This window comes from Acinetobacter seohaensis (genome assembly GCF_056431365.1).
In genome coordinates, this window is sequence record NZ_JBWKMK010000029.1 from 214,886 (window position 1) to 236,259 (window position 21,374).

Annotated in this window: 16 protein-coding genes; 14 read left to right on the forward strand and 2 right to left on the reverse strand. The window is 41.0% G+C overall.

The features are described from left to right. Positions 1–67 precede the first annotated feature (67 nt). The gene (locus tag AC07E5_RS05485) at positions 68–1,246 is read left to right on the forward strand and encodes an acetyl-CoA C-acetyltransferase (RefSeq protein ID WP_004973139.1); all 1,179 of its coding nucleotides are present in this window, start codon (positions 68–70) and stop codon (positions 1,244–1,246) included. A gap of 167 nt (positions 1,247–1,413) precedes the next feature. On the opposite strand, the gene AC07E5_RS05490 is transcribed toward AC07E5_RS05485, so the two are convergent. Beyond that, on the reverse strand, positions 1,414–2,013 hold the full coding sequence (locus tag AC07E5_RS05490) for a hypothetical protein (protein ID WP_004973138.1): 600 nt from the start codon (positions 2,011–2,013) through the stop codon (positions 1,414–1,416). 398 nt (positions 2,014–2,411) lie between these two features. On the opposite strand from AC07E5_RS05490, the gene AC07E5_RS05495 reads away from it, so the two are divergent. After that, positions 2,412–3,410: a helix-turn-helix transcriptional regulator gene (locus AC07E5_RS05495; protein WP_004973137.1), complete on the forward strand. Its 999-nt coding sequence runs from the start codon at positions 2,412–2,414 to the stop codon at positions 3,408–3,410. A 347-nt stretch (positions 3,411–3,757) separates the two neighbouring features. On the opposite strand, the gene mnmG is transcribed toward AC07E5_RS05495, so the two are convergent. Further along, a complete protein-coding gene (gene mnmG / locus AC07E5_RS05500) occupies positions 3,758–5,638 on the reverse strand; it encodes a tRNA uridine-5-carboxymethylaminomethyl(34) synthesis enzyme MnmG (protein ID WP_179995129.1) in 1,881 nt (626 codons plus the stop codon). Positions 5,639–5,880: 242 nt separating this feature from the next. Here mnmG and AC07E5_RS05505 point away from each other — a divergent pair, with 242 nt between their 5' ends. The 12 genes from AC07E5_RS05505 to dnaE all read left to right on the forward strand — a co-directional run bounded on the left by AC07E5_RS05505 (position 5,881) and on the right by dnaE (position 21,366). Beyond that, entirely contained in the window at positions 5,881–6,237 is a 357-nt protein-coding gene (locus AC07E5_RS05505) for a hypothetical protein (RefSeq protein WP_004973135.1), read from the forward strand. A gap of 184 nt (positions 6,238–6,421) precedes the next feature. Next, on the forward strand, positions 6,422–7,333 hold the full coding sequence (locus AC07E5_RS05510) for a bile acid:sodium symporter family protein (protein WP_004973134.1): 912 nt from the start codon (positions 6,422–6,424) through the stop codon (positions 7,331–7,333). 83 nt (positions 7,334–7,416) lie between these two features. Beyond that, a complete protein-coding gene (locus AC07E5_RS05515; protein ID WP_096900912.1) occupies positions 7,417–8,298 on the forward strand; it encodes a bile acid:sodium symporter family protein in 882 nt (293 codons plus the stop codon). Between the two features lie 255 nt (positions 8,299–8,553). Beyond that, the gene (gene prmA / locus AC07E5_RS05520; RefSeq protein ID WP_498624884.1) at positions 8,554–9,456 is read left to right on the forward strand and encodes a 50S ribosomal protein L11 methyltransferase; all 903 of its coding nucleotides are present in this window, start codon (positions 8,554–8,556) and stop codon (positions 9,454–9,456) included. 16 nt (positions 9,457–9,472) lie between these two features. Further along, the gene (locus AC07E5_RS05525; protein ID WP_004973129.1) at positions 9,473–10,327 is read left to right on the forward strand and encodes an MJ0042-type zinc finger domain-containing protein; all 855 of its coding nucleotides are present in this window, start codon (positions 9,473–9,475) and stop codon (positions 10,325–10,327) included. Positions 10,328–10,716: 389 nt separating this feature from the next. Then, positions 10,717–10,986, forward strand: coding sequence for a DNA-binding transcriptional regulator Fis (gene fis, locus AC07E5_RS05530; RefSeq protein ID WP_001086304.1), 270 nt, complete (start codon positions 10,717–10,719; stop codon positions 10,984–10,986). Between the two features lie 92 nt (positions 10,987–11,078). Beyond that, a complete protein-coding gene (gene purH / locus AC07E5_RS05535; RefSeq protein WP_004973127.1) occupies positions 11,079–12,653 on the forward strand; it encodes a bifunctional phosphoribosylaminoimidazolecarboxamide formyltransferase/IMP cyclohydrolase in 1,575 nt (524 codons plus the stop codon). 171 nt (positions 12,654–12,824) lie between these two features. After that, on the forward strand, positions 12,825–14,108 hold the full coding sequence (gene purD / locus AC07E5_RS05540) for a phosphoribosylamine--glycine ligase (protein WP_004973125.1): 1,284 nt from the start codon (positions 12,825–12,827) through the stop codon (positions 14,106–14,108). Positions 14,109–14,893: 785 nt separating this feature from the next. Then, the gene (locus AC07E5_RS05545; RefSeq protein ID WP_096900915.1) at positions 14,894–15,766 is read left to right on the forward strand and encodes a MetQ/NlpA family ABC transporter substrate-binding protein; all 873 of its coding nucleotides are present in this window, start codon (positions 14,894–14,896) and stop codon (positions 15,764–15,766) included. A 74-nt stretch (positions 15,767–15,840) separates the two neighbouring features. Next, positions 15,841–16,866 carry a methionine ABC transporter ATP-binding protein gene (locus AC07E5_RS05550; protein ID WP_004973123.1) on the forward strand — a complete coding sequence of 342 codons (1,026 nt, stop codon included), beginning with the start codon at positions 15,841–15,843 and terminating at the stop codon, positions 16,864–16,866. Next, complete coding sequence (locus AC07E5_RS05555; protein ID WP_004973122.1) at positions 16,863–17,558, forward strand: methionine ABC transporter permease; 696 nt, start codon at positions 16,863–16,865, stop codon at positions 17,556–17,558. The genes AC07E5_RS05550 and AC07E5_RS05555 overlap by 4 nt, the downstream gene beginning before the upstream one ends. Before the next feature lie 244 nt (positions 17,559–17,802). Beyond that, a complete protein-coding gene (dnaE, locus tag AC07E5_RS05560) occupies positions 17,803–21,366 on the forward strand; it encodes a DNA polymerase III subunit alpha (RefSeq protein ID WP_498624891.1) in 3,564 nt (1,187 codons plus the stop codon). The last annotated feature ends 8 nt before the right edge of the window (positions 21,367–21,374 follow it).

Genomic DNA, 21,374 nt, shown 5'->3' on the forward strand with positions numbered 1-21,374 from the left:
CAGTAATGCACATGCTATATATCATGTGCATCCACAGAAACGTGAACATAAGATTTAAGGATATAAAATGAAAGATGTTGTGATTGTTGCAGCAAAACGTACTGCGATTGGTAGCTTTTTAGGTAGCCTCGCTTCTTTATCTGCACCACAATTGGGGCAAACAGCAATTCGTGCGGTATTAGACAGTGCCAAAGTACAGCCTGAACAAGTCGATCAGGTGATTATGGGCAACGTACTCACTACAGGTGTAGGACAAAACCCTGCACGCCAAGCCGCAATTGCTGCAGGTATTCCTGTGCAAGTACCCGCATCAACGCTTAACGTGGTGTGTGGTTCAGGTTTACGTGCCGTACATTTGGCTGCACAAGCGATTCAGTGTGATGAAGCAGAAATTGTGGTTGCTGGTGGTCAAGAATCAATGTCACAAAGCGCACACTATATGCAATTGCGAAACTGTCAAAAAATGGGGAATGCCCAGTTGATCGACAGTATGGTGGCTGATGGTTTAACCGATGCCTATAACCAATATCACATGGGTATTACTGCAGAAAATATTGTAGAAAAGCTTGGTTTAAACCGTGAAGAACAAGACCAATTGGCACTGACTTCACAACAACGCGCGGCTGCAGCACAAGCGGCTGGTAAATTTAAAGATGAAATTGCAGCTGTAAGCATTCCACAGCGTAAAGGCGACCCAATTGTATTTGCTGAAGATGAATACATCAAAGCCAATACCACCCTTGAAAGCTTGAATAAATTGCGCCCTGCGTTCAAAAAAGATGGCAGCGTAACCGCAGGTAATGCTTCTGGTATCAACGATGGTGCAGCAGCAGTGTTGATGATGAGTGCAGACAAAGCTGCAGCCTTAGGTCTACAACCTTTAGCACGTATTAAAGCCTATGCAATGTCGGGTATTGAGCCTGAAATTATGGGTCTTGGCCCTGTTGAAGCGGTAAAGAAAACCCTGAATAAAGCAGGCTGGAGCTTAGATCAAGTTGATTTGATTGAAGCTAACGAAGCCTTTGCCGCTCAGGCTTTAGGCGTTGCCAAAGAACTAGGCTTAGACTTAGATAAAGTAAACGTGAATGGCGGTGCAATTGCCCTCGGTCACCCGATTGGTGCTTCTGGTTGCCGTATCCTTGTGACGTTACTACACGAAATGCAACGCCGTGATGCAAAAAAAGGCATCGCAACGCTTTGCGTCGGCGGTGGTATGGGTGTTGCACTTGCGGTTGAACGCGACTAAGTAACCGAGCCGAAAGTACTGCACGAGTCAAAGCTATTGAATTTGATAGCTGTTCAAAGCCAGTAATAAGTTAAGACATAATGGGAGCTTCGGCTTCCACTATTTTTTTAACTACACAGAGCTTAAAATAATATTGTTGTCGATTAATTTGACATGACAAGTTCTGCTTAATCCACCGAAAGTAAGTGCTGAATATGATCACTAAAGTGATAAAAATGCATGGTATCGGGTTGCTGTTTCAGCTGTTGCCATGCGTCTACAAACGACGTCCAACCTAAATCTTTTAGGCATTGCACAATCATTTCCAATTGCGACAAAGTCTTTTCAGTCGATTGTTTTAACCGAATTTGTCGGTCTAATTGTTCAATTTTTTGCCCCAATTGGAAAAATAAATATATCTGCTGTGGTTCTGCATCTAATAGTGCTTCGCAGTCTTGTACCACATCACAAATATAACTCGCGTTATCGCACGCATTTTGAATACATTGCTGTAATTCAACATAAGTAGCTTTAGAAAACACCTGTGCCAAGTTTTGAATTTTTGTCCGTGTTTGCTCAAACTGCATCGCAAATGAAGCAGGCTGTTCTTCGTTTAAAATCAATTCATTTAAAGAAGCTGCATCAAATGCAGGCAAACAAAAGGCATGTGCATAAGTCAAAGCAGCATCATTTTGTTTAAATGGAAATTGCTGACATACATATTGAATACGGGTTAAATATCGGGCTAACCAAAAAATTTCTCGCGCATCGCTGCTAGATAAATTCACGGTTGTTTCATCCTCCTAACTCTAAGGTCTGTTGATAATTCATCGCGATAAAGCACCTCAATCGCCTTGCCCAATTAACCTACAGCACTCATCCACTCAGACCGCTTTTATTTACATAAACCTGTATCTACCATACAAAACAATGACAGGTTTTCACTTAAACACAACTATTCAATCTTGCTTTTCTAATTGATCCAAGTATGGCTTGAGGTCATAGTTTCTGATTCACTTCTATTATTTGATTAACTTTGCCCGTCCAAATTTTGTGATATTTACTGCAAAATCTGCGGTTATATTTTGCCCTTTTTCAGTAAAAAACTTGCTAATCATTCCGAGTTTTCTTATTGTGTGGAAGAACAAGTTTTCATCCGTATGAATTGACCTAGTAAATATTGAATATGTCTATACAAGAAAAAGAAACATCGAATAGTTTATATCGCCAATGGCAAATTTTATCGCGCCTTTCTACAGGTAAATGGATGGGCACACGTGAATTACACGATGTCCTGCAACGTGAAGGTATCGACATTAGTTTGCGTACGATTCAACGTGACTTAAATCAAATTTCTCAGCGCTTTCCAATTGAAAGTAATGGTACCGTACCACAAGGTTGGCGCTGGCGTTCAGATGCACCGATTCAAAGTTTACCGCACATGACCAGCTCTCAAGCGGTAACGTTTATGATGGTCGAGGAACATTTAAAACATCTGCTGCCGCCAAGTTTGATTGAAGAAATGAACCCATGGTTTGATTTGGCACGACGCAGTCTATCGACCCAAAACAATGTCCGCCAATGGATTAATCGTGTGCGAATTGTGCCTGCAACACAACCTTTAATTCCACCAGTCGTAGACCGCAATGCACAACAGGCGATATATGAAGGCTTGCTCCAAGACAAACAACTAGAATGTATTTATCAATCACGCAGCAATTCAGGCGAAGAAAAAACTTATGTGCTGAATCCTTTGGCTTTGGTGCAAAAAGGTGCGGTGATTTATTTAATCTGTACTCGATTTGACAAAACCGACATTCAAACCTTTGCCCTGCATCGTTTTAAAGCAGCCAAAGTTTTAGATTCACGCGCCTTGCATCCTGTTAATTTTGATATTGATGCCTATATTGAATCTGGCGAATTAGGTTTTAGAGTCGATTTCAGTAAAGCTACTGAAAATATTCAGCTCAAACTTACCATGCAAAAAGCTGATGCCATATACTTCGATGAAAGCCAATTAAGCAAAGATCAAACTATGGAAACACTGGAAAATGGTAATGTGTTGGTGACTGCCACTGTGCCGTTTACCTCACAATTGGTTTGGTGGTTGCGTAGTTTTGGTAAAAAGCTAATTCAGATTGAACCTGTAGAAGTTGCCAATGCGGTGCATCAAACTCAGGAATAAAAAAGCCCCAAATATATTGGGGCGATAGCATTATCGTTCTCTTTTAAATCAAATTATTGTGATTGCTGATTGAAGTTAAAATTAAAATTGACTCGGCATCGTTCAGCGTGGGCATGCCAGTTCAGCTGTACTATAACGAATGCTTTTTAAAGTCATATTTTGCTCCTATCTATGTTGATAAGTGTCACTTTAAATGCTCCTGATCTAGCTGTGAAATCATAAGATATGCAGTCGAAATCAGATTTATTCTTATACGCAACTTCTTCTTTGCTTAGCATCTGATTTACTTTGGCGCATAAAAAAGCCCGCAATTTAAATTGTGGGCTTCTTCATCAATCCATCAAACCTTAAGCAGATTTACGTGACTGTGCATTTTTACGAATGGTGATCATCACCAATTGAACTGCGGCAGGTGTCACACCTGGAATACGACTGGCTTGTGCCAAAGTTTCAGGCAAAACATGCTTCAATTTTAGCGTGATTTCACGCGATAAACCTGACACTGCATCATAATCAAAATCGGCAGGGATTTTGGTTTCTTCCAAGCGTTTTAATTGTGCGACATCTTCATGCTGACGGTTAATATAACCAGCATATTTCACTGCAATTTCAATTTGATCGCCCACTTGTCCAGAAACTTCTGAGCCTGTTAATTCTGCAATTTGCGCAAAACTGATATTTGGACGTTTTAACAGATCAATCGCAGAACATTCTTTAGATAAATCTGCACCTGTCATTTCAACAAATTTTTTGCCCATTGGGTTGTTTGGTGCAGCCCACAAATGCTGTAAACGCCCTGTTTCACGTTCTACTGCTTCCATTTTTTCACAGTAAGCCGCCCAACGAGTGTCATCCACCAAACCAAGCTCACGACCAATTGGCGTCAAACGCTGATCGGCATTATCTTCACGCAACATCAAACGGTATTCCGCACGTGAGGTAAACATGCGGTACGGTTCTTTAGTACCTAGCGTGATCAAATCATCAACCAATACACCAATATAAGCTTCGTCACGTTTTGGTGTCCATTGTTCCTGATCCCAAGCGCGACGTGCCGCATTCAAACCAGCTAACACACCTTGCGCACCCGCTTCTTCATAGCCAGTCGTACCATTAATTTGACCTGCAAAATACAAGTTATTAATGGCTTTGGTTTCCAAAGTGAATTTCAAGGCTTGTGGATTGAAGTAATCATATTCAATCGCATAACCTGGACGCAAAATATGCGCATTTTCCATACCACGAATTGAACGAACTAACTCGAACTGCACATCAAACGGTAAAGAGGTTGAAATCCCGTTTGGATACAATTCATGTGTATCTAAACCTTCAGGCTCCAAAAATACCTGATGCGAGTCTTTATCAGAAAAACGGTGAATTTTATCTTCAATCGATGGGCAGTAACGTGGGCCAACACCTTCAATCACACCTGTATACATCGGTGAACGATCTAAACCACCACGAATAATTTCGTGAGTACGTTCATTGGTATGGGTGATATAGCAGTTCACTTGTTCAGGGTGCATCGACACATCACCCATGAATGACATGGTTGGTGATGGGAAATCACCTGGCTGCGGAATCATGACCGAAAAATCGACTGAGCGTGCATCAATACGTGGTGGCGTACCTGTTTTTAAACGCCCAACAGGCAAATTTAATTCACGTAAACGTGCCGCCAAAGCAATTGATGGAGGATCGCCTGCACGACCACCGCTCGATTTTTCTAAACCGATGTGAATCACACCACCCAAGAATGTACCTGTGGTCAATACCACGGTTTTCGCATCAAAACGAATCCCCATTTGAGTGACTACACCTTTTACAGTATCGCCTTCTACAATCAGGTCATCGGCTGCTTGTTGGAAAATATCTAAATTGGCTTGGTTTTCTAAAGTGGCGCGAATCGCAGCTTTAAAGCGAACTCGGTCTGCCTGCGCACGTGTTGCACGAACAGCAGCACCTTTACGCGAGTTTAAAATACGGAATTGAATCCCGCTTTTATCGGCAGCCAATGCCATTGCGCCGCCTAAGGCATCAATCTCACGTACCAAATGCGACTTACCAATCCCGCCAATTGCAGGGTTACAGCTCATCTGCCCTAAAGTCTCAATGTTATGAGTTAAGAGTAAGGTTTGACGACCCATACGTGCTGCTGCAAGCGCCGCTTCGGTGCCTGCGTGACCGCCACCAATAACAATGACATCGTAAACTTTAGGATAGTGCATAATGGTCAATGAGAGATAAAAAATAAAGACGGAATATTATAGCAAAACTTGTGGCATAAGTTGACAGATTCAGTCGATTTTATTGGCTTAACCGCGCTACAAAATTAATATTTTGTAATCCAAATTTGCATTTTTACTGTACATAAAAACATTTAGACCTAAAAATTAACCAGATCACCGTTGTTTTAATTTGTCTATTTTTTATCCTAATAGCACAGATATGAGAAACAAAGGGAAACATCATGAATAAGAAAATTTTGCTGTCCTCTATGCTTTGTGGCTTATTTTTCAGTCCATTTGCAGTGCAGGCAAATGATAAAGTAGAAACCGTCTATAACGCGCAAAAATTCCAGCAAGTCTGTAAAGGTAAAACTCAGGGCGCACCTGTAAGCTTTGCTTATCGTGGGATTATCTGGAATGGTACCTGTGAACCACAATTCTTTAGTTCATCTAAAGCAGTGCAATTACAAGGCAATGAGCCTGAATTATACCGTTCTTGTATGGCAGATGCGCAAAGCACCGTCATTACAGTCAATGGTACTGAGTTAAAAGGCAAATGTGCCTTAGGCTTTACGCCACCACGCCCTGCTGCAATGTGATCAATCAGTTAATCTATATTTTCATGAACAGATCGGGTATTCATTCAAACTGAAAGCATGAAAATAACACCAAAGCAGTCATTTATAAGAAGTGACTGCTTTGTTTATTGCACAAGCTCAAAAAACAATTACACTGCAAAGAGAGGGAAAATTATACCCATAAGAAAAAAATAAAGGATGTGCTATGGATTCAGGCTTTTTTACCTTTTTTCTACCACTGACCTTGGCTGTGATGATGATGGGCTTAGGCTTACAACTCACGCCTAAAGACTTTATTCGGGTCAATCAATTTCCTAAAGTCATTTTTTTAACGCTTTTTTCACAATTGGTCATTTTGCCTGTTTTAGCATTTTCAATTTGTTTATTTTTAGAATTGCCACCGCTCTTGGCAATTGGCTTAATGCTGCTTGCTGCCTCACCAGGGGGGCCTACTGCGAACTTATTTAGCTATGTTTATAAAGGTGACGTTGCCCTAAATATTACCCTAACCGCAATGAACTCTGTGATGGCGACCTTTACGCTGCCTTTTATTGTTAATTTGTCTTTTCTGTATTTTATGACCGATCAACAACAAATTGGCATGCCAATTGAAAAAATGGCACAGGTTTTTTTACTGATTATTGTGCCTGTTTGTGTAGGAATGGCGGTGCGTAATGCAATGCCACAAATTGCATTACAGTTGGGCAAACCTATGCGTTTGATGTCCATTTATTTCATTTTCGCTTTATTCTTTTATGCGCTTTTCCGCGAACGCGCCAATGTCTTTGACTATTTCAGTGCGATTGGTATCGCCACAGCGCTTTTTTGCTTTTTAAGTTTACTTATTGGTTATCTTGTGCCGTATTTGGCGGGTGTGCCTGATCAACAAGCACGCTCTTGTTGTTTTGAAATTGGCATTCATAACACTGCTGTTTCTTTAACCGTTGCGCTATCGGTTTTGCAAAGCACTGAAATTGCCATTCCTTCTGCGATTTACACCATTTTTATGTATATGTTCAGCTTTATTTTAGGGAGTATGCTAGCTAGACAATCTGCCAAACTTGCCCATCAACACAAACAGGAGCAGAGTTTAAACCACAATAAAAATACAATTTAAAACGTGAGCAAAATTAACTACATATTAAACAAACAGTTAAATATCAAATAAATTATTGTAGATGTAAAAACAAAGGAGTGTTTATGGATTCAGGATTAATCACAATATTTTTGCCGCTGGCTTTGGCCGTGGTCATGGCTGGACTTGGCTTAGAACTCACTCCTAACGACTTTAAACGGGTGAGCAAACACCCCAAAGCAGTGTTTATTGCTTTATTTTGTCAATTGGTCGTCCTGACAGCAATTGCATTCTTTATTTGTAAACTGCTGAATTTACCACCACTGCTTGCAGTCGGACTCATGCTACTAGCAGCATCTCCAGGTGGGCCAACAGCCAACTTATTTAGCTACTTATATAAAGGTGATATTGCACTAAACATCACCCTCACTGCCGTGAATTCCGTGATTGCAGCATTTACCTTGCCCCTGATTGTCAACTTTGCCATTCAACATTTTATGCAGGATGGGCAACAAGTCGGCTTACAGTTTGCCAAAGTATTACAGGTGTTTTTAATTATTATTATCCCTGTCACTTTGGGGATGTTGGTACGCCATTTTAGCCCGCAAACGGCAGACCGTTTAAACAAACCTGTGCGTATTTTTGCTGTGGTTTTTCTGATAGTGATTATTATTGGCGCGATTGCCAAAGAGCGAAATAACATCATGCTTTATTTGGCAGATGTAGGACTTGCCACTGCTCTGTTCTGTGCCTGCAGTTTATTGATTGGTTATTTTGTCCCGCGTTTCTTTGGTGTGAACAGCCAACAAGCCCGTGCCTGCGCCTTTGAAATTGGCATTCACAACAGTACCCTTGCAATGACCATCGCCCTAACCGTTATGGCAAGCTCAACCATTGCCATGCCTGCTGCGGTTTATTCTATTTTCATGTATATTTTTGCCGCAATTTTAGGCACATTACTAAATAAATTTGTGCCGACTCCTGCATCGGAGCAATCTGCATCCTAAAACAAGTCTCTCAATCATCCCCAATCCAGCAATTTGACTGTTTTGGGGATGATTGAGCGATGATGGTTCAAACAAATTCTTAACTTATATTTTTTAGAGTTATATTTTTGTCACATTATTCGACTATAAGCATAAAGCGAATTTGAAACTTCCAATCGTATAGAGTTTTCCCTTTCGCAATCCGAATAAAAAATAACAGCGCCTGCAGCAGTTCAGTTACAATAGCGCTTACGCATTAAATTTTAGGTTATCTCCGTGAAGTGGTTACAAATACATATTACTGTTGATCAAGCGCAAGTCGATTTTACTGAAACCCTGCTCAGTTCATTGGGCGCAGTCAGCGTAACCTTAGATGATGCGGAAAATCAGGACTTACTTGAGCCACTACCAGGTGAAACACCACTTTGGAACAAAGTCATTGTGACAGGTATTTATGCACAAGACGAAGGTGAAGAAATTGATGTTGCAGCCTTAGAAACCTTTATTTGTGCGCAAATGCCAGATGCCCCTTTACGCAGTGAATTTTTGGAAGATCAGGTTTGGGAACGCTCATGGATGGATTACTACGAGCCAATCCAGATTGCAGAGAAATTCTGGATTGTACCTGAATGGTTAGAACCACCTGAGGCAGATGCAGTCAATATTAAACTTGACCCAGGTTTGGCTTTTGGTACAGGTAACCATGCCAGTACGTTCCTGTGCCTGCAATGGTTAGGTAAAACCAATGTAAAAGATAAAGTCGTGATCGACTACGGTTGTGGTTCAGGTATTTTAGGAGTAGCGGCTTTGTTGCTCGGTGCAAAAAAAGTCTATGCGACTGATATTGACCCGCAAGCAGTTTTAGCGACCAAACAAAATGCAGAACTCAACGGTGTACTTAAAAACTTATATGTGGGACTTCCAGAAGAGTTCAATGAAACCATTGGCAATGAAAAAGCAGACATTTTAGTTGCCAATATTTTGGCAGGCCCATTGATGATGCTTGCGCCAGAGTTTGCAACTTTAATTAAATCTGAGGGCGAGTTCGCACTTGCAGGTGTAATTGAAGAGCAAGTTGCTGAAGTTTCTAGTGTTTATTCTGAATTTTTTGATATAGTACAAGTCGAAAAACGTGAAGAAAACTGGTGTCGAATTTCTGGGAAACGCCATCCCCACTAACTGTAATTTTTGAGTTATGAGTGACAAGCAAACCAAGTGCCCTGAATGCCAAACTGTTTATAAAGTATCCGTTGCGCAGCTGACCGTTGCGCAAGGGATGGTTTGTTGTCCTAAATGCGACAATACCTTTAATGCTCTTTCGCATTTGGTATTTGCCTTTCCTCAAAATAAAAACTCAGTCACATCACAATTACATCACATTCAAAACCGCAGTTTTATGCAGGCAACTGCTGAACTTGCGCAACCGCAACATATTTTAGATATTTTTCAGCGTAAAGTTGAACATTCCAATATTGATCTGAAAACCTATCTGAATAACCTCAATTATTTCAGTACTGAACCGATTGGCAACATTCCTGCCATGAAGTTGTCTGCTCCTGATCTTGAAAGTGAAAAAAAGCATGGCAATGGTTACTACTTACTTTGGGGAATTATTAATCTTTTATTGATTGGCTTGTTGATCTTCCAAATTTTGTGGTTTAACCCAAAGTTTTTAAACAGCAGCCCTGCACTGAATTCTGTGTTTACCCAAGTCTGTCAATTTTTTAACTGTAGCAGTTTAGAAGAACGCTATAGCTTAATTTCAGCAAATCGCGTGAAGGTTAAACGTGTAGATCGTATGAATACACAATTTACGGGTGAGCTGATCAATTACTATGATAAAAGCTTGGCTTTGCCTAATATCAAAGTCACTTTAAAAGAAAAACAACAAACATTATCGACTTACATCTATTCCCCACAGGAGTATTTGGTCGAAAGTCTTTCGAGCATTCAACGTATTCCTAAAAACAGTCCATTTAAGTTTGACATTTTAGTTCCAATATCACGAAACGACTTCGATGCCTATACTTTAGAAATTATCAAGCCTTAATTCACAAAAAAATAGTGAAAAAATAGCGAAAAAAATTAAAAAAATTGCAGTTTTCTTGCTCACTTTTTCTCATACAATGGTATCATACGCGCCACGAAAGCTTTGTGCTGCAAACTCCTCGCAAGATTCACAACAAATATAGATCTGTCTAATGCGCTTTATTTTTATATATCGCGTACAGAGTAGATTTTTTGTTTTGATTTTGGTCTGTAACAATTATTAATGTATTGTTACGCTTAAATTTCGACCAATGCCTAGAGTTGTGGCAAGCTAAATGTTCCAGTTTTAGAACTTCCCGTTTTAGGATCTAAAACGGAGTTCATTTAATTTATAGACCACATTGATATATCACTTTATCCCAGTGATATCTGATTTTCGGATTAATTCGCATGAATAGCAAATCTCCTATTTTTACTGCACAATCTGATGTTGCTTTACGTATTCACGTAGATCGCGCAGTTCGCCATTATTTTGCACAACTACAAGGTGAACAACCTTCACAAGTGTATGACATGGTGTTAGCAGAAATGGAGAAACCTCTTTTATCTGTTGTTCTTGAATACACTCGCGGTAACCAAACACGCGCTGCTGAAATTCTTGGACTAAACCGTGGTACTTTACGTAAAAAGTTAAAAGCTCACGGTTTAATGAGTGAATAAGTGATAAAATGCTTGCGACCTCCGCAGGCATTTTTTTTACCTGCATTTTGCTAGTTTGTTTTAATCTGTAATTGAAAACTGTGACGAAGATCATGACTATTAAACGCGCTTTAATCTCTGTTTCTGACAAAACAGGTATTGTTGAATTTGCACAAGACCTTGCTGCTCTTGGGGTAGAAATTTTATCTACTGGCGGTACTTATAAGTTGCTTAAAGACAACAATATTGCTGTCGTAGAAGTATCAGAGCATACTGGTTTCCCTGAAATGATGGATGGTCGTGTAAAAACGTTACACCCAAAAATTCATGGCGGTATCTTGGCTCGTCGTGGTCTAGACGAAGCAGTCATGGCAGAACACAATATTGATGCCATCGACTTGGTTGTTGTTAACCTTTATCCATTTGCTGCGACTGTTGCAAAACCAAATTGTTCACTTGCAGATGCGATTGAGAACATCGACATTGGTGGCCCTACTATGGTTCGCGCTGCAGCGAAAAACCATGCTTCTGTAGGTATTGTAGTAAATGCTTCTGACTATGCGACTGTTATTGCAGAAATGAAAAGCAACGGTGCATTGTCTTACGAAACTCGTTTTGATTTGGCAGTGAAAGCATTTGAACACACTGCACAATATGACGGCATGATCGCCTCTTACTTAGGTGCACGTGTAGGTAAAGAAGAAGGTACTGCTGACCAATTTGCACGTACATTCAATACACAATTGAACAAAGCGCAAGATTTACGTTACGGCGAAAACCCGCATCAATCTGCAGCGTTCTATGTAGACCCTGCTGCAACTGAAGCTTCTGTTTCTACAGCGAAACAGCTTCAAGGTAAAGAATTATCTTATAACAACATTGCAGATACTGATGCCGCACTTGAATGTGTGAAATCATTTGCAAAACCTGCTTGTGTGATCGTAAAACACGCGAACCCATGTGGTGTTGCTGTCTCTTTAGACGGTATTCAAGCAGCTTATGACCTTGCTTATGCAACTGACCCTGAATCTGCATTTGGTGGCATCATTGCGTTTAACCGTGAGTTAGACGTTGCGACTGCACAAGCGATTGTAGACCGTCAATTCGTTGAAGTAATCATTGCGCCTAGCATTGCAGATGGCGTACTTGAAGTGACTGGCGCGAAGAAAAACGTACGTGTATTGGTATGTGGTGAGCTTCCTGCGATTGATGCACGCGCTCCACAAATGGATTACAAACGTGTCAACGGCGGTTTATTGGTTCAAGACCAAGACTTGGGCATGATCACGAAAGATGACTTAAAAGTTGTGACCAAACGTGCACCAACTGAACAAGAAATTGACGATATGATCTTTGCTTGGAAAGTTGCGAAATACGTAAAATCGAACGCAATTGTTTATGCGAAAAACCGTCAGACCATTGGTGTTGGCGCAGGTCAAATGAGCCGTGTAAACTCTGCTCGTATTGCTGCCATTAAAGCAGAACATGCAGGTTTAGTGGTTGAAGGTGCAGTAATGGCATCTGACGCATTCTTCCCATTCCGTGATGGTATTGATAACGCAGCTAAAGCTGGTATCAAATGCATTATTCAACCGGGTGGTTCTATGCGTGATGAAGAAACGATTGCAGCAGCAGATGAAGCTGGTATTGCAATGGTCTTCACTGGCATGCGTCATTTCCGTCACTAATTAAACTCATTAATTAGAAGTCGTATTTAATAATCCTCCGAAATCCCCCTTTTTTATAAAAGGGGGACTTTTCACGTAAGGGAACTGTGTTTTTATGCACAATCTCCTTCCTTTTCAAGGGTGAAAAGCATAGCTTCGCTAGGGGGATTTTATTCTTTGAGGGATTTTTAGATGAATATTTTAGTTTTAGGTAGCGGCGGTCGTGAACATGCGTTGGCATGGAAAATCGCACAAGATGACAAAGTCGCTAAAGTCTTCGTTGCACCGGGTAATGCAGGTACGGCAACAGAAAACAAATGCGAGAATGTAGCGTTAGATATTCAAAATAACCCTGCAATCATCGACTTTGCCAAAAATAATGCTGTTGATTTAATCATTGTTGGCCCTGAAGCACCACTGGTCAATGGTGTAGTAGATGCCTGCCGTGAAGCGGGTTTAAAAATTTGGGGCCCAACCCAGTTTGCTGCACAGCTTGAAGGTTCTAAAGCCTTTGCCAAGCACTTTTTAAAACGTCACAACATTCCAACTGCATTCTATGACGTATTCACCGAAGTTGATGCGGCAAAAGCATTTGTTGAAAAAAATGGTGCTCCAATCGTGATCAAGGCGGACGGTCTTGCTGCAGGTAAAGGCGTGATCGTGGCGATGACCAATCAAGAAGCATTTGATGCTATTGATGACATGCTAGCAGGCAACAAATTTGGTGATGCAGGTTCACGTGTAGTCATTGAAGAATTCCTTGCAGGTGAAGAAGCTTCTTTCATTTGTATGATTGATGGCGACAACATCCTTCCTATGGCAACTTCACAAGACCACAAGCGTATTTTTGAAGGCGACCAAGGTCCAAATACTGGTGGTATGGGTGCATACTCTCCTGCCCCTGTCGTGACTGCAGACGTATTTGAAAAAACCATGAATGAAGTGATGCGTCCTACTGTTGAAGGTATGAAAAAAGACGGTCATGTTTATACAGGTTTCTTATACGCAGGCTTAATGATTGACGACAAAGGTCAACCAAAAGTGATCGAGTTTAACTGCCGTTTTGGTGACCCAGAAACACAACCAATTATGATGCGCTTAAAGTCATCTTTGGTAGATTTGGTTGAAGCAGGTATTGCTGGCAACTTACCTGCCGAAGCAGACTGGGATGAACGCAAAACTGTCGGGATTGTATTGGCGACTGCGGGTTACCCTGAAACTTCAGGCAAAGGTGATGTGATTTCTGGTTTAGAAACACAAATGGCAGATGCGAAAGTATTCCACGCAGGTACAGCAAGCAATGCCGATGGTGAGATTGTGACCAATGGTGGTCGTGTACTGTGTGTAACTGCGCTCGGTAATACCATTGGCGAAGCGCAAGCTAAAGCCCTTGAACTGTGCGAAAAAGTTACCTTTGATGGTGTGCAATATCGTAAAGATATTGGCTATCGTGCCATTGCTCGTGAAAATGCTTAAAATTTTTAGTTTAGTCTAAAAATTTAAGTCCATAAAAAAGCTCGTCACTGTACGAGCTTTTTGTTTATCAGGTTGTAACCCATGTACATTGTGATGATCTACGTTTATAAAATACTTTAGATCAATAAACATGCAAAAAATAAAAAGCTTCAAAGAATTTTTAATTTCAATATTCGTTGAGTTTACATTGCAAATACTTTTTATTTTTGCAGGATTAATATATTTGGCTTATGTTTTTATAGGGATAGGTTCATTGTTACTCTGTTTGCCTTATATATGGGCGATATATTATCGTTGGAAAAATCATTCATAACTTCTTTTATGTATTTACAGCCATGTTCTGATTCTTGTAACTAAGCCGATTTCATACCGACAATTTCATATCTCGTTTTTTACTATCGATTGCAGAATAAATTTTAAAGCACCTAAATATTTAAACACTTGTTCAAATCCTTAATCTTTACAGAATATATTTATTTATAAGAACTTATTTTGACTTATTCGCTTTCTGTTGTAAAAACAGTGATATGCATAACATACACAGCACTATATAGAATTATTTTTTATTGTTATGATGGTGCATCTTTTGAAAAAGTGAATTGCCCATCCATCTCAAAATTATTGATTGAGCTGTGGGCTGACTTTTTCAGTACTCAAACAATACCTACAACATATTTGAGAAACATACAAAATCATCATCATGCGATTCCATCCATCGTGCTGATTTGATTCTTCTCAATCATTGGCAACTTTAGGCACTGCTTAAACTTGCTCGGGATATATTCATGAAAAAGCTCCTTGGTCTTGTACTTGGTCTTTCAGTTGGCTTGGCTGGCTGTGGCAAACAAGAAGCGCCTGCGACTGACGCGGCACAAAAAGATTCTTCTGCTCTACACACTGTCACTATGGCATCGACTGGTTCAGATGCAGATATTTGGCGTTTTATTGCCGACTTACCTGAAACCAAAGCAGCAGGTATTCAACTTGAAGTGAAAAACTTCACCGATTACGTGTCAATGAACACAGCGGTAGCAAATAAAGAAATTGATCTTAACGCATTCCAATCTTATGCCTATATGGTGGCATTTAATGCCAACAATAAAGATCAAATTGCACCAGTAGCGACAACTTACTTAGAGCCAATGGGTATTTACTCAAGCAAAGTGAAAAAGTTGGATGAGTTCAAAACAGGTGCAACCATTGCTATTCCAAATGATGGTGCCAATGAATCACGTGCACTGTTATTACTTCAATCGGCTGGTTTGGTTAAACTGAAAGATGGTTTTGACAATGTTCAAGGTACGCCTGCAGACATCGTAGAAAATGCGAAGCAAATTCAAATCAAACCGATTCAAATGGCAACGGCTGTACGCGTAAAAGATGAAGTCGATGCAATTGTTTTGGGCAACACTCTTGCAATGGAAGGTGGTTTAAACGTGCTTAAAGATTCAATTTATTACGAGCCAATTGACCAAAGCACAAAAATGAATGTCAACATTCTCGCTACTGCTGCAGATCGTCAAAATGACCCAATCTTGCAAAAAGTAGGTGCGTTGTATCATACCGAAGCAGTGAAGCAATATATTGATCAGCACTTTGGCGGAACAAAAGTTGCGGTAAATAAACCTGTCAGCTATTTCACTGAAGCAGCAAAATAGTAATATAATGCGTTAAACAAAACAGGCAAAGCGAACTTTGCCTGTTTTTTCATTTATGGACATTTCTTGACGATATGATTGAATTTAAAAACATTTCAAAGCACTATCAGCTCAAAGGTCAAACACTGCGTGCGTTGGATCAAATTAACCTACAAATTCCAACAGGCAGTATTTTTGGCATTATTGGCTATAGTGGTGCAGGTAAAAGTACGTTAATCCGCTTGATAAATTTGTTGGAGCGCCCAAATGCTGGGCAAGTCATCATTCATCAAAAAGATTTTACTGCACTCAATGCCCGCGAATTACGTCAAGAACGTGCCCATATTGGAATGATTTTTCAGCACTTCAATTTATTGCAGACCAAAACTGTGGCTGCCAATATTGAAATGCCGATGAAACTGTTAGGCTGGAACAAAGCCGAACGCGAAAAGCGTTTAAATGAATTACTTGAGTTTATTGATTTAAAACATAAAAAAGACGCCTACCCTGATGAACTTTCAGGCGGACAAAAACAACGTGTCGGTATTGCGCGTGCGCTAGCCAATCATCCTAAAATTTTACTCTGCGATGAAGCAACTTCAGCACTTGATCCACAAACCACCAAATCTGTGCTGGAATTACTGAAAAAAATTAACCGCGAACAAGGCATTACCATTGTAATGGTCACACATGAAATGGATGTGATTGAATCGGTTTGTGATTATGTGGCGGTGATGGAACAAGGCAAAGTCATTGAAACAGGTTCAACCCTAGAAATATTTAGTCAACCGCAACATCCGACCACCAAAAGCTTTATTCAAACCGTGTTGCAGCAGCAATTGCCTATCAATATTTTGAATAATCTGGAAAATCAAAATCAGCACAGCATTTATTGTCTGAAGTTTTTAGGTAAATCAGCTCAGGAAACCGTAATTCAAGCCGTCATTAAACAGTTTGATATCAGCCTGAATATTTTATTTGCCAATATGACCGAAATTGATGGCGCTGTGATTGGGCAAATGTTTATACAATTGCTCGGTGATGCAAGCGTCATTCAACAAGCACTTGAATTTCTGCAAGCCAATGGTGTTGAAGTTGAACAGTCAGGAGTACAAGCATGAGAGATTTAATTGTACAGTGGCTGACCTCAGTAACTGCGCCTTTCTGGAAAAGCTCTTTATCTATTGACCAGTTTGTTACAGCCTTACAAGAGACCTTTCACATGGTGTTCTTTGCCATGTTGTTTGGTTGTATCTGGGGCTTTATTCAGGGCATTACCCTTGTAGTGACTCGTCCGACAGGTATTTTGCCAAACCGTGTGATTTATCACGGGCTTAACCCGATTGTAAACGCACTGCGCTCCCTACCCTTTATTATTTTATTGATTGCGGTGATTCCGCTGACTAAATTGTTAGTGGGTACATCCATCGGAACTTGGGCAGCCATTGTTCCACTGACCATTTATGTCGGCCCGTATATTGGTCGTTTGGTAGAAACTTCACTGCTTGAAGTCAATGAAGGGATTGTCGAATCTGCACAGGCAATGGGTGCTACACCCTTACAGATTATCTTCAAATTTATTTTACCTGAAGCACGTAGCTCACTCATTTTGAACCTAACCACAGCCACCATTAGCTTAATTGGCGCAACTGCTATGGCAGGCGCAGTCGGTGCAGGCGGCATTGGTGACCTTGCTATTTCTTATGGTTATCAACGCTTTGATAGTAGTGTCGTGATGCTAACCGTGGTGGTCTTATTAATTTTAGTGCAATTGGTGCAAAGTTTAGGCGATTGGTTATCTAAACTCAGATAAATCTTTCATCTACACATCAGAAATAGATTCACCATTTAACTCCTTGCTACTCGTATGAGTGTGTAAGGGGTTAAAACCACACTCCTTCTCCATGCATACGTGATTCACGCCATATCAACATCCAAAAAACTGAAATTTTGATATACGGTCAAGATCATCGAAAACCGTAGGAAAAACTTTGCAGCATGTTTTGTCTTGAGCAGAGCATGCTAAACTAACCCGTGATTTTTTAAGGGACTGATTCATGCGCTTTGTTCATTTAGGTATACATACAGAATTTTCGATTACCGAGTCGATTGTACGCGTACCTGACTTGATTAAAGCTGCAGTCAATGAAGAAATGCCTGCTTTGGCATTGACCGATCTCTCTAACCTGCACGCTGCCGTAAAGTTTTATGGCAAATGTTTGGGGCAAGGCATCAAACCGATTTTAGGTTCAGTGCTGCGTTTAAATGATGCCGATCATCGTGTGACGCTATTGTCGATGAACAATCACGGCTGGCGCAATCTGACCGAACTGGTGTCGCGTGGCTATATTGAAGGTCAGCAACTCAATATCCCTTGCGTCAATAAAGCATGGATTTTAGAACAAGCCGATGATCTGATTCTGTTACTCGGCATTCAAAGTGATGTCGGCAAAATGCTGATCACGTCCAATCCACAAAAAGCCGAACCGTTGCTGGAAGAATGGATCGAAAAATTTGGTAATCGGGTTTATTTGGCACTGACCCGTACAGATCGTCCCGATGAAGATGCTTTTATTGCCGAAGCAGTTAAATTAGCTAAAAAATATAATATTGGTGTGGTGGCACATAATGATGTGCACTTTGTCCGCCGTGAAGATTATGAAGCGCATGAAGCGCGAGTCTGCATTGCCGAAGGTTATGTTTTAGGAGATAACCGTCGTCCTAAAACTTACAGTCCTGAGCAATATTTTAAAACCGCTGTAGAAATGACGGAATTATTTTCCGACATTCCAAGTGCTATTGAAAACAGCTATCACATTGCCAAACGCTGTAACGTCACGCTGCAATTGGGTAAATATTTCCTTCCAGATTATCCAATTCCAGACGGACACACCATTGATACCTACTTCGCACACCTATCCAAACAAGGTTTAGAAGAACGTCTAAATGTGCTCTATCCTGTCGCGCAGCGCGATGAAGACTGGGCAGAGATTCGCAAACCTTATGATGAGCGAATTGAATACGAAATTAATATTATTAATTCGATGGGCTTCCCGGGTTACTTCCTCATCGTCATGGACTTTATTCAATGGTCTAAAAATAATGGTGTACCTGTTGGGCCGGGTCGTGGTTCGGGCGCGGGTTCATTGGTCGCCTATAGCTTAAAAATTACCGACTTAGACCCATTGCGTTATGAACTACTCTTTGAGCGTTTCTTAAACCCAGAACGTGTATCCATGCCCGACTTTGACGTCGATTTCTGTATTGCAGGACGCGATAAAGTCATTGATTATGTGGCACGCACCTATGGACGTGATGCGGTATCACAAATTGCCACTTTCGGTACTATGGCCGCCAAAGGTGCGATTCGAGATGTCGCACGGGTTTTGGGCAAGTCTTATGGTTTGGCAGACCGTATTTCTAAACTGATTCCAACTAAACCTTTAGGGCTTAGTTTGGAAGAATCAATTGAAGCCGAACCACAGCTGAAAGATGTGGTGACCAATCCATCTAACCCAGACTATGACGATGCTTCAGAAATTTGGGAAATGGCTTTAAAACTTGAAGGCATTACCCGCAACACAGGCAAACACGCAGGTGGTGTGGTGATTGCACCCACCAAAATCACCGACTTTTCTGCGGTTATGTGCGATGCTGATGGAACCGCCCGTGTTGCACAATACGATAAAGACGATGTTGAATCGGCAGGTTTGGTCAAATTTGACTTCTTGGGTTTACGTAACCTGACGGTTATTGAAGATGCAGTACAAAATATCAATAAACGCATCCAAGCCGATACACCGCTAGATATTGCCCATATTCCATTGGACGATAAAGACGCCTATTTAGTCTTTGCCAATGCCAACACCACAGCGGTATTCCAGTTTGAATCCGTGGGCATGAAAAAGATGCTGAAAGAAGCACGCCCAAGCAAATTTGAGGAAATTATTGCCTTCGTGTCCTTGTATCGTCCTGGCCCGATGGATCTCATTCCAGACTTTATTCACCGTATGCACGGTGGCGAGTTTGAGTATCTGCATCCTTTGCTAGAAGGTGTGCTTGAACCAACCTACGGCATTATGGTTTATCAGGAACAGGTAATGCAGGCGGCACAGTATTGTGCAGGCTATACCCTCGGTGGTGCGGACTTACTACGTCGTGCTATGGGTAAGAAAAAACCTGAAGAAATGGTGAAACAGCGCCAAATCTTTATTGAAGGTGCTGCGAAAAAAGACATTGATGCCGCCACAGCCAACCATATTTTCGACTATATGGAAAAGTTCGCAGGCTACGGTTTTAACAAATCCCACGCGGCTGCTTATGCCCTCGTTGCCTATCAGACGGCATGGCTGAAAGCACATTACCCTGCCGAATTCTTGGCTGCAGTAATGTCGTCGGAAATGCAAAACACCGATAACGTGGTGTTCCTGATTGATGACTGTCGCCACAATGGTCTGGAAGTTTTACCACCTTCGGTAAATATGTCTTTGTATCATTTCCACGCCAGCGATGAACGCACCATTGTCTACGGACTTGGCGCAATTAAAGGCGTGGGCGAACAAGCCATGCAATCGGTGATTGATTCTCGCCAAAAAGAAGGTCCATACCGCGATTTATTTGACTTCTGTCATCGTATTGATTTGAAAAAAATCAACAAACGAACCCTTGAAGCCTTAATTCGTGCGGGTGCATTAGACTGTTTAGGCATCGAACGCTCAAGTTTAATGGCACAATTGCCAGAAGCGGTACAAGCGGCGGAACAAGCACGTTCCAACCGTGAAACAGGCATCATGGATTTATTTGGTGAAGTTGAAGAAGTACAACGTAAGCCTGCCAAACCTGTAAAACCATGGTCAGATGAAGTCCGACTTAAAGGTGAAAAAGACACACTTGGACTTTACCTCACTGGTCACCCGATTGATGTCTATCGCAATGAATTAAAAGCCTTTATTCCAAGTAAAATTAATGAACTGACGCCAACCCGTCGTGGCGTGACCACCGTCTTTGCAGGCTTGGTGGTGGATGTCGCCAACTTCCCAAATCGGATGGTGGTCACTTTAGATGATGGTACGGCACGTATTGAAGTATCTGCCAACCATGAGCGCTTCCAACGCTTTAAAGATATTGTACAAACTGAAAAAGTGGTGGTGATTGAAGGCGAAATTTACGAACGTGAAGGTTTTGACCGCCCAATGGGACGCTTAACCAAAGCGTTTAGCTTGAATGAAATTCGTCAAAAACGCGCCAATAGTATTCAAATTCACTTGCATGCAGAACATTTAAGCAAGACCTTGAGTCAAGACTTACAAAATATGTTGCTGCCTTATTGTAATGTGGATTTATGCACGCATATTCCTGTTTTATTGCACCTTGACTATGCTTATGCCACTGCAGAATTACATTTGGGCATTCAGTGGAAAATCGCACCCTTAGATGAAGCCTTGGTCAAATTGCGTGACTATTTTGGTAAAGAAAGCCTGCATATCGAATATCAAGTGAAATCCAAAGCCGCGAAAGCTGTCGATGTGGCGAAACCTGCATCGATTGCTCCACCACCTGCTGATATGAGCATGGATGATGCTATGGATTTATACCATACCGAAGTTGATCAATATTCTTAATTAAAAAT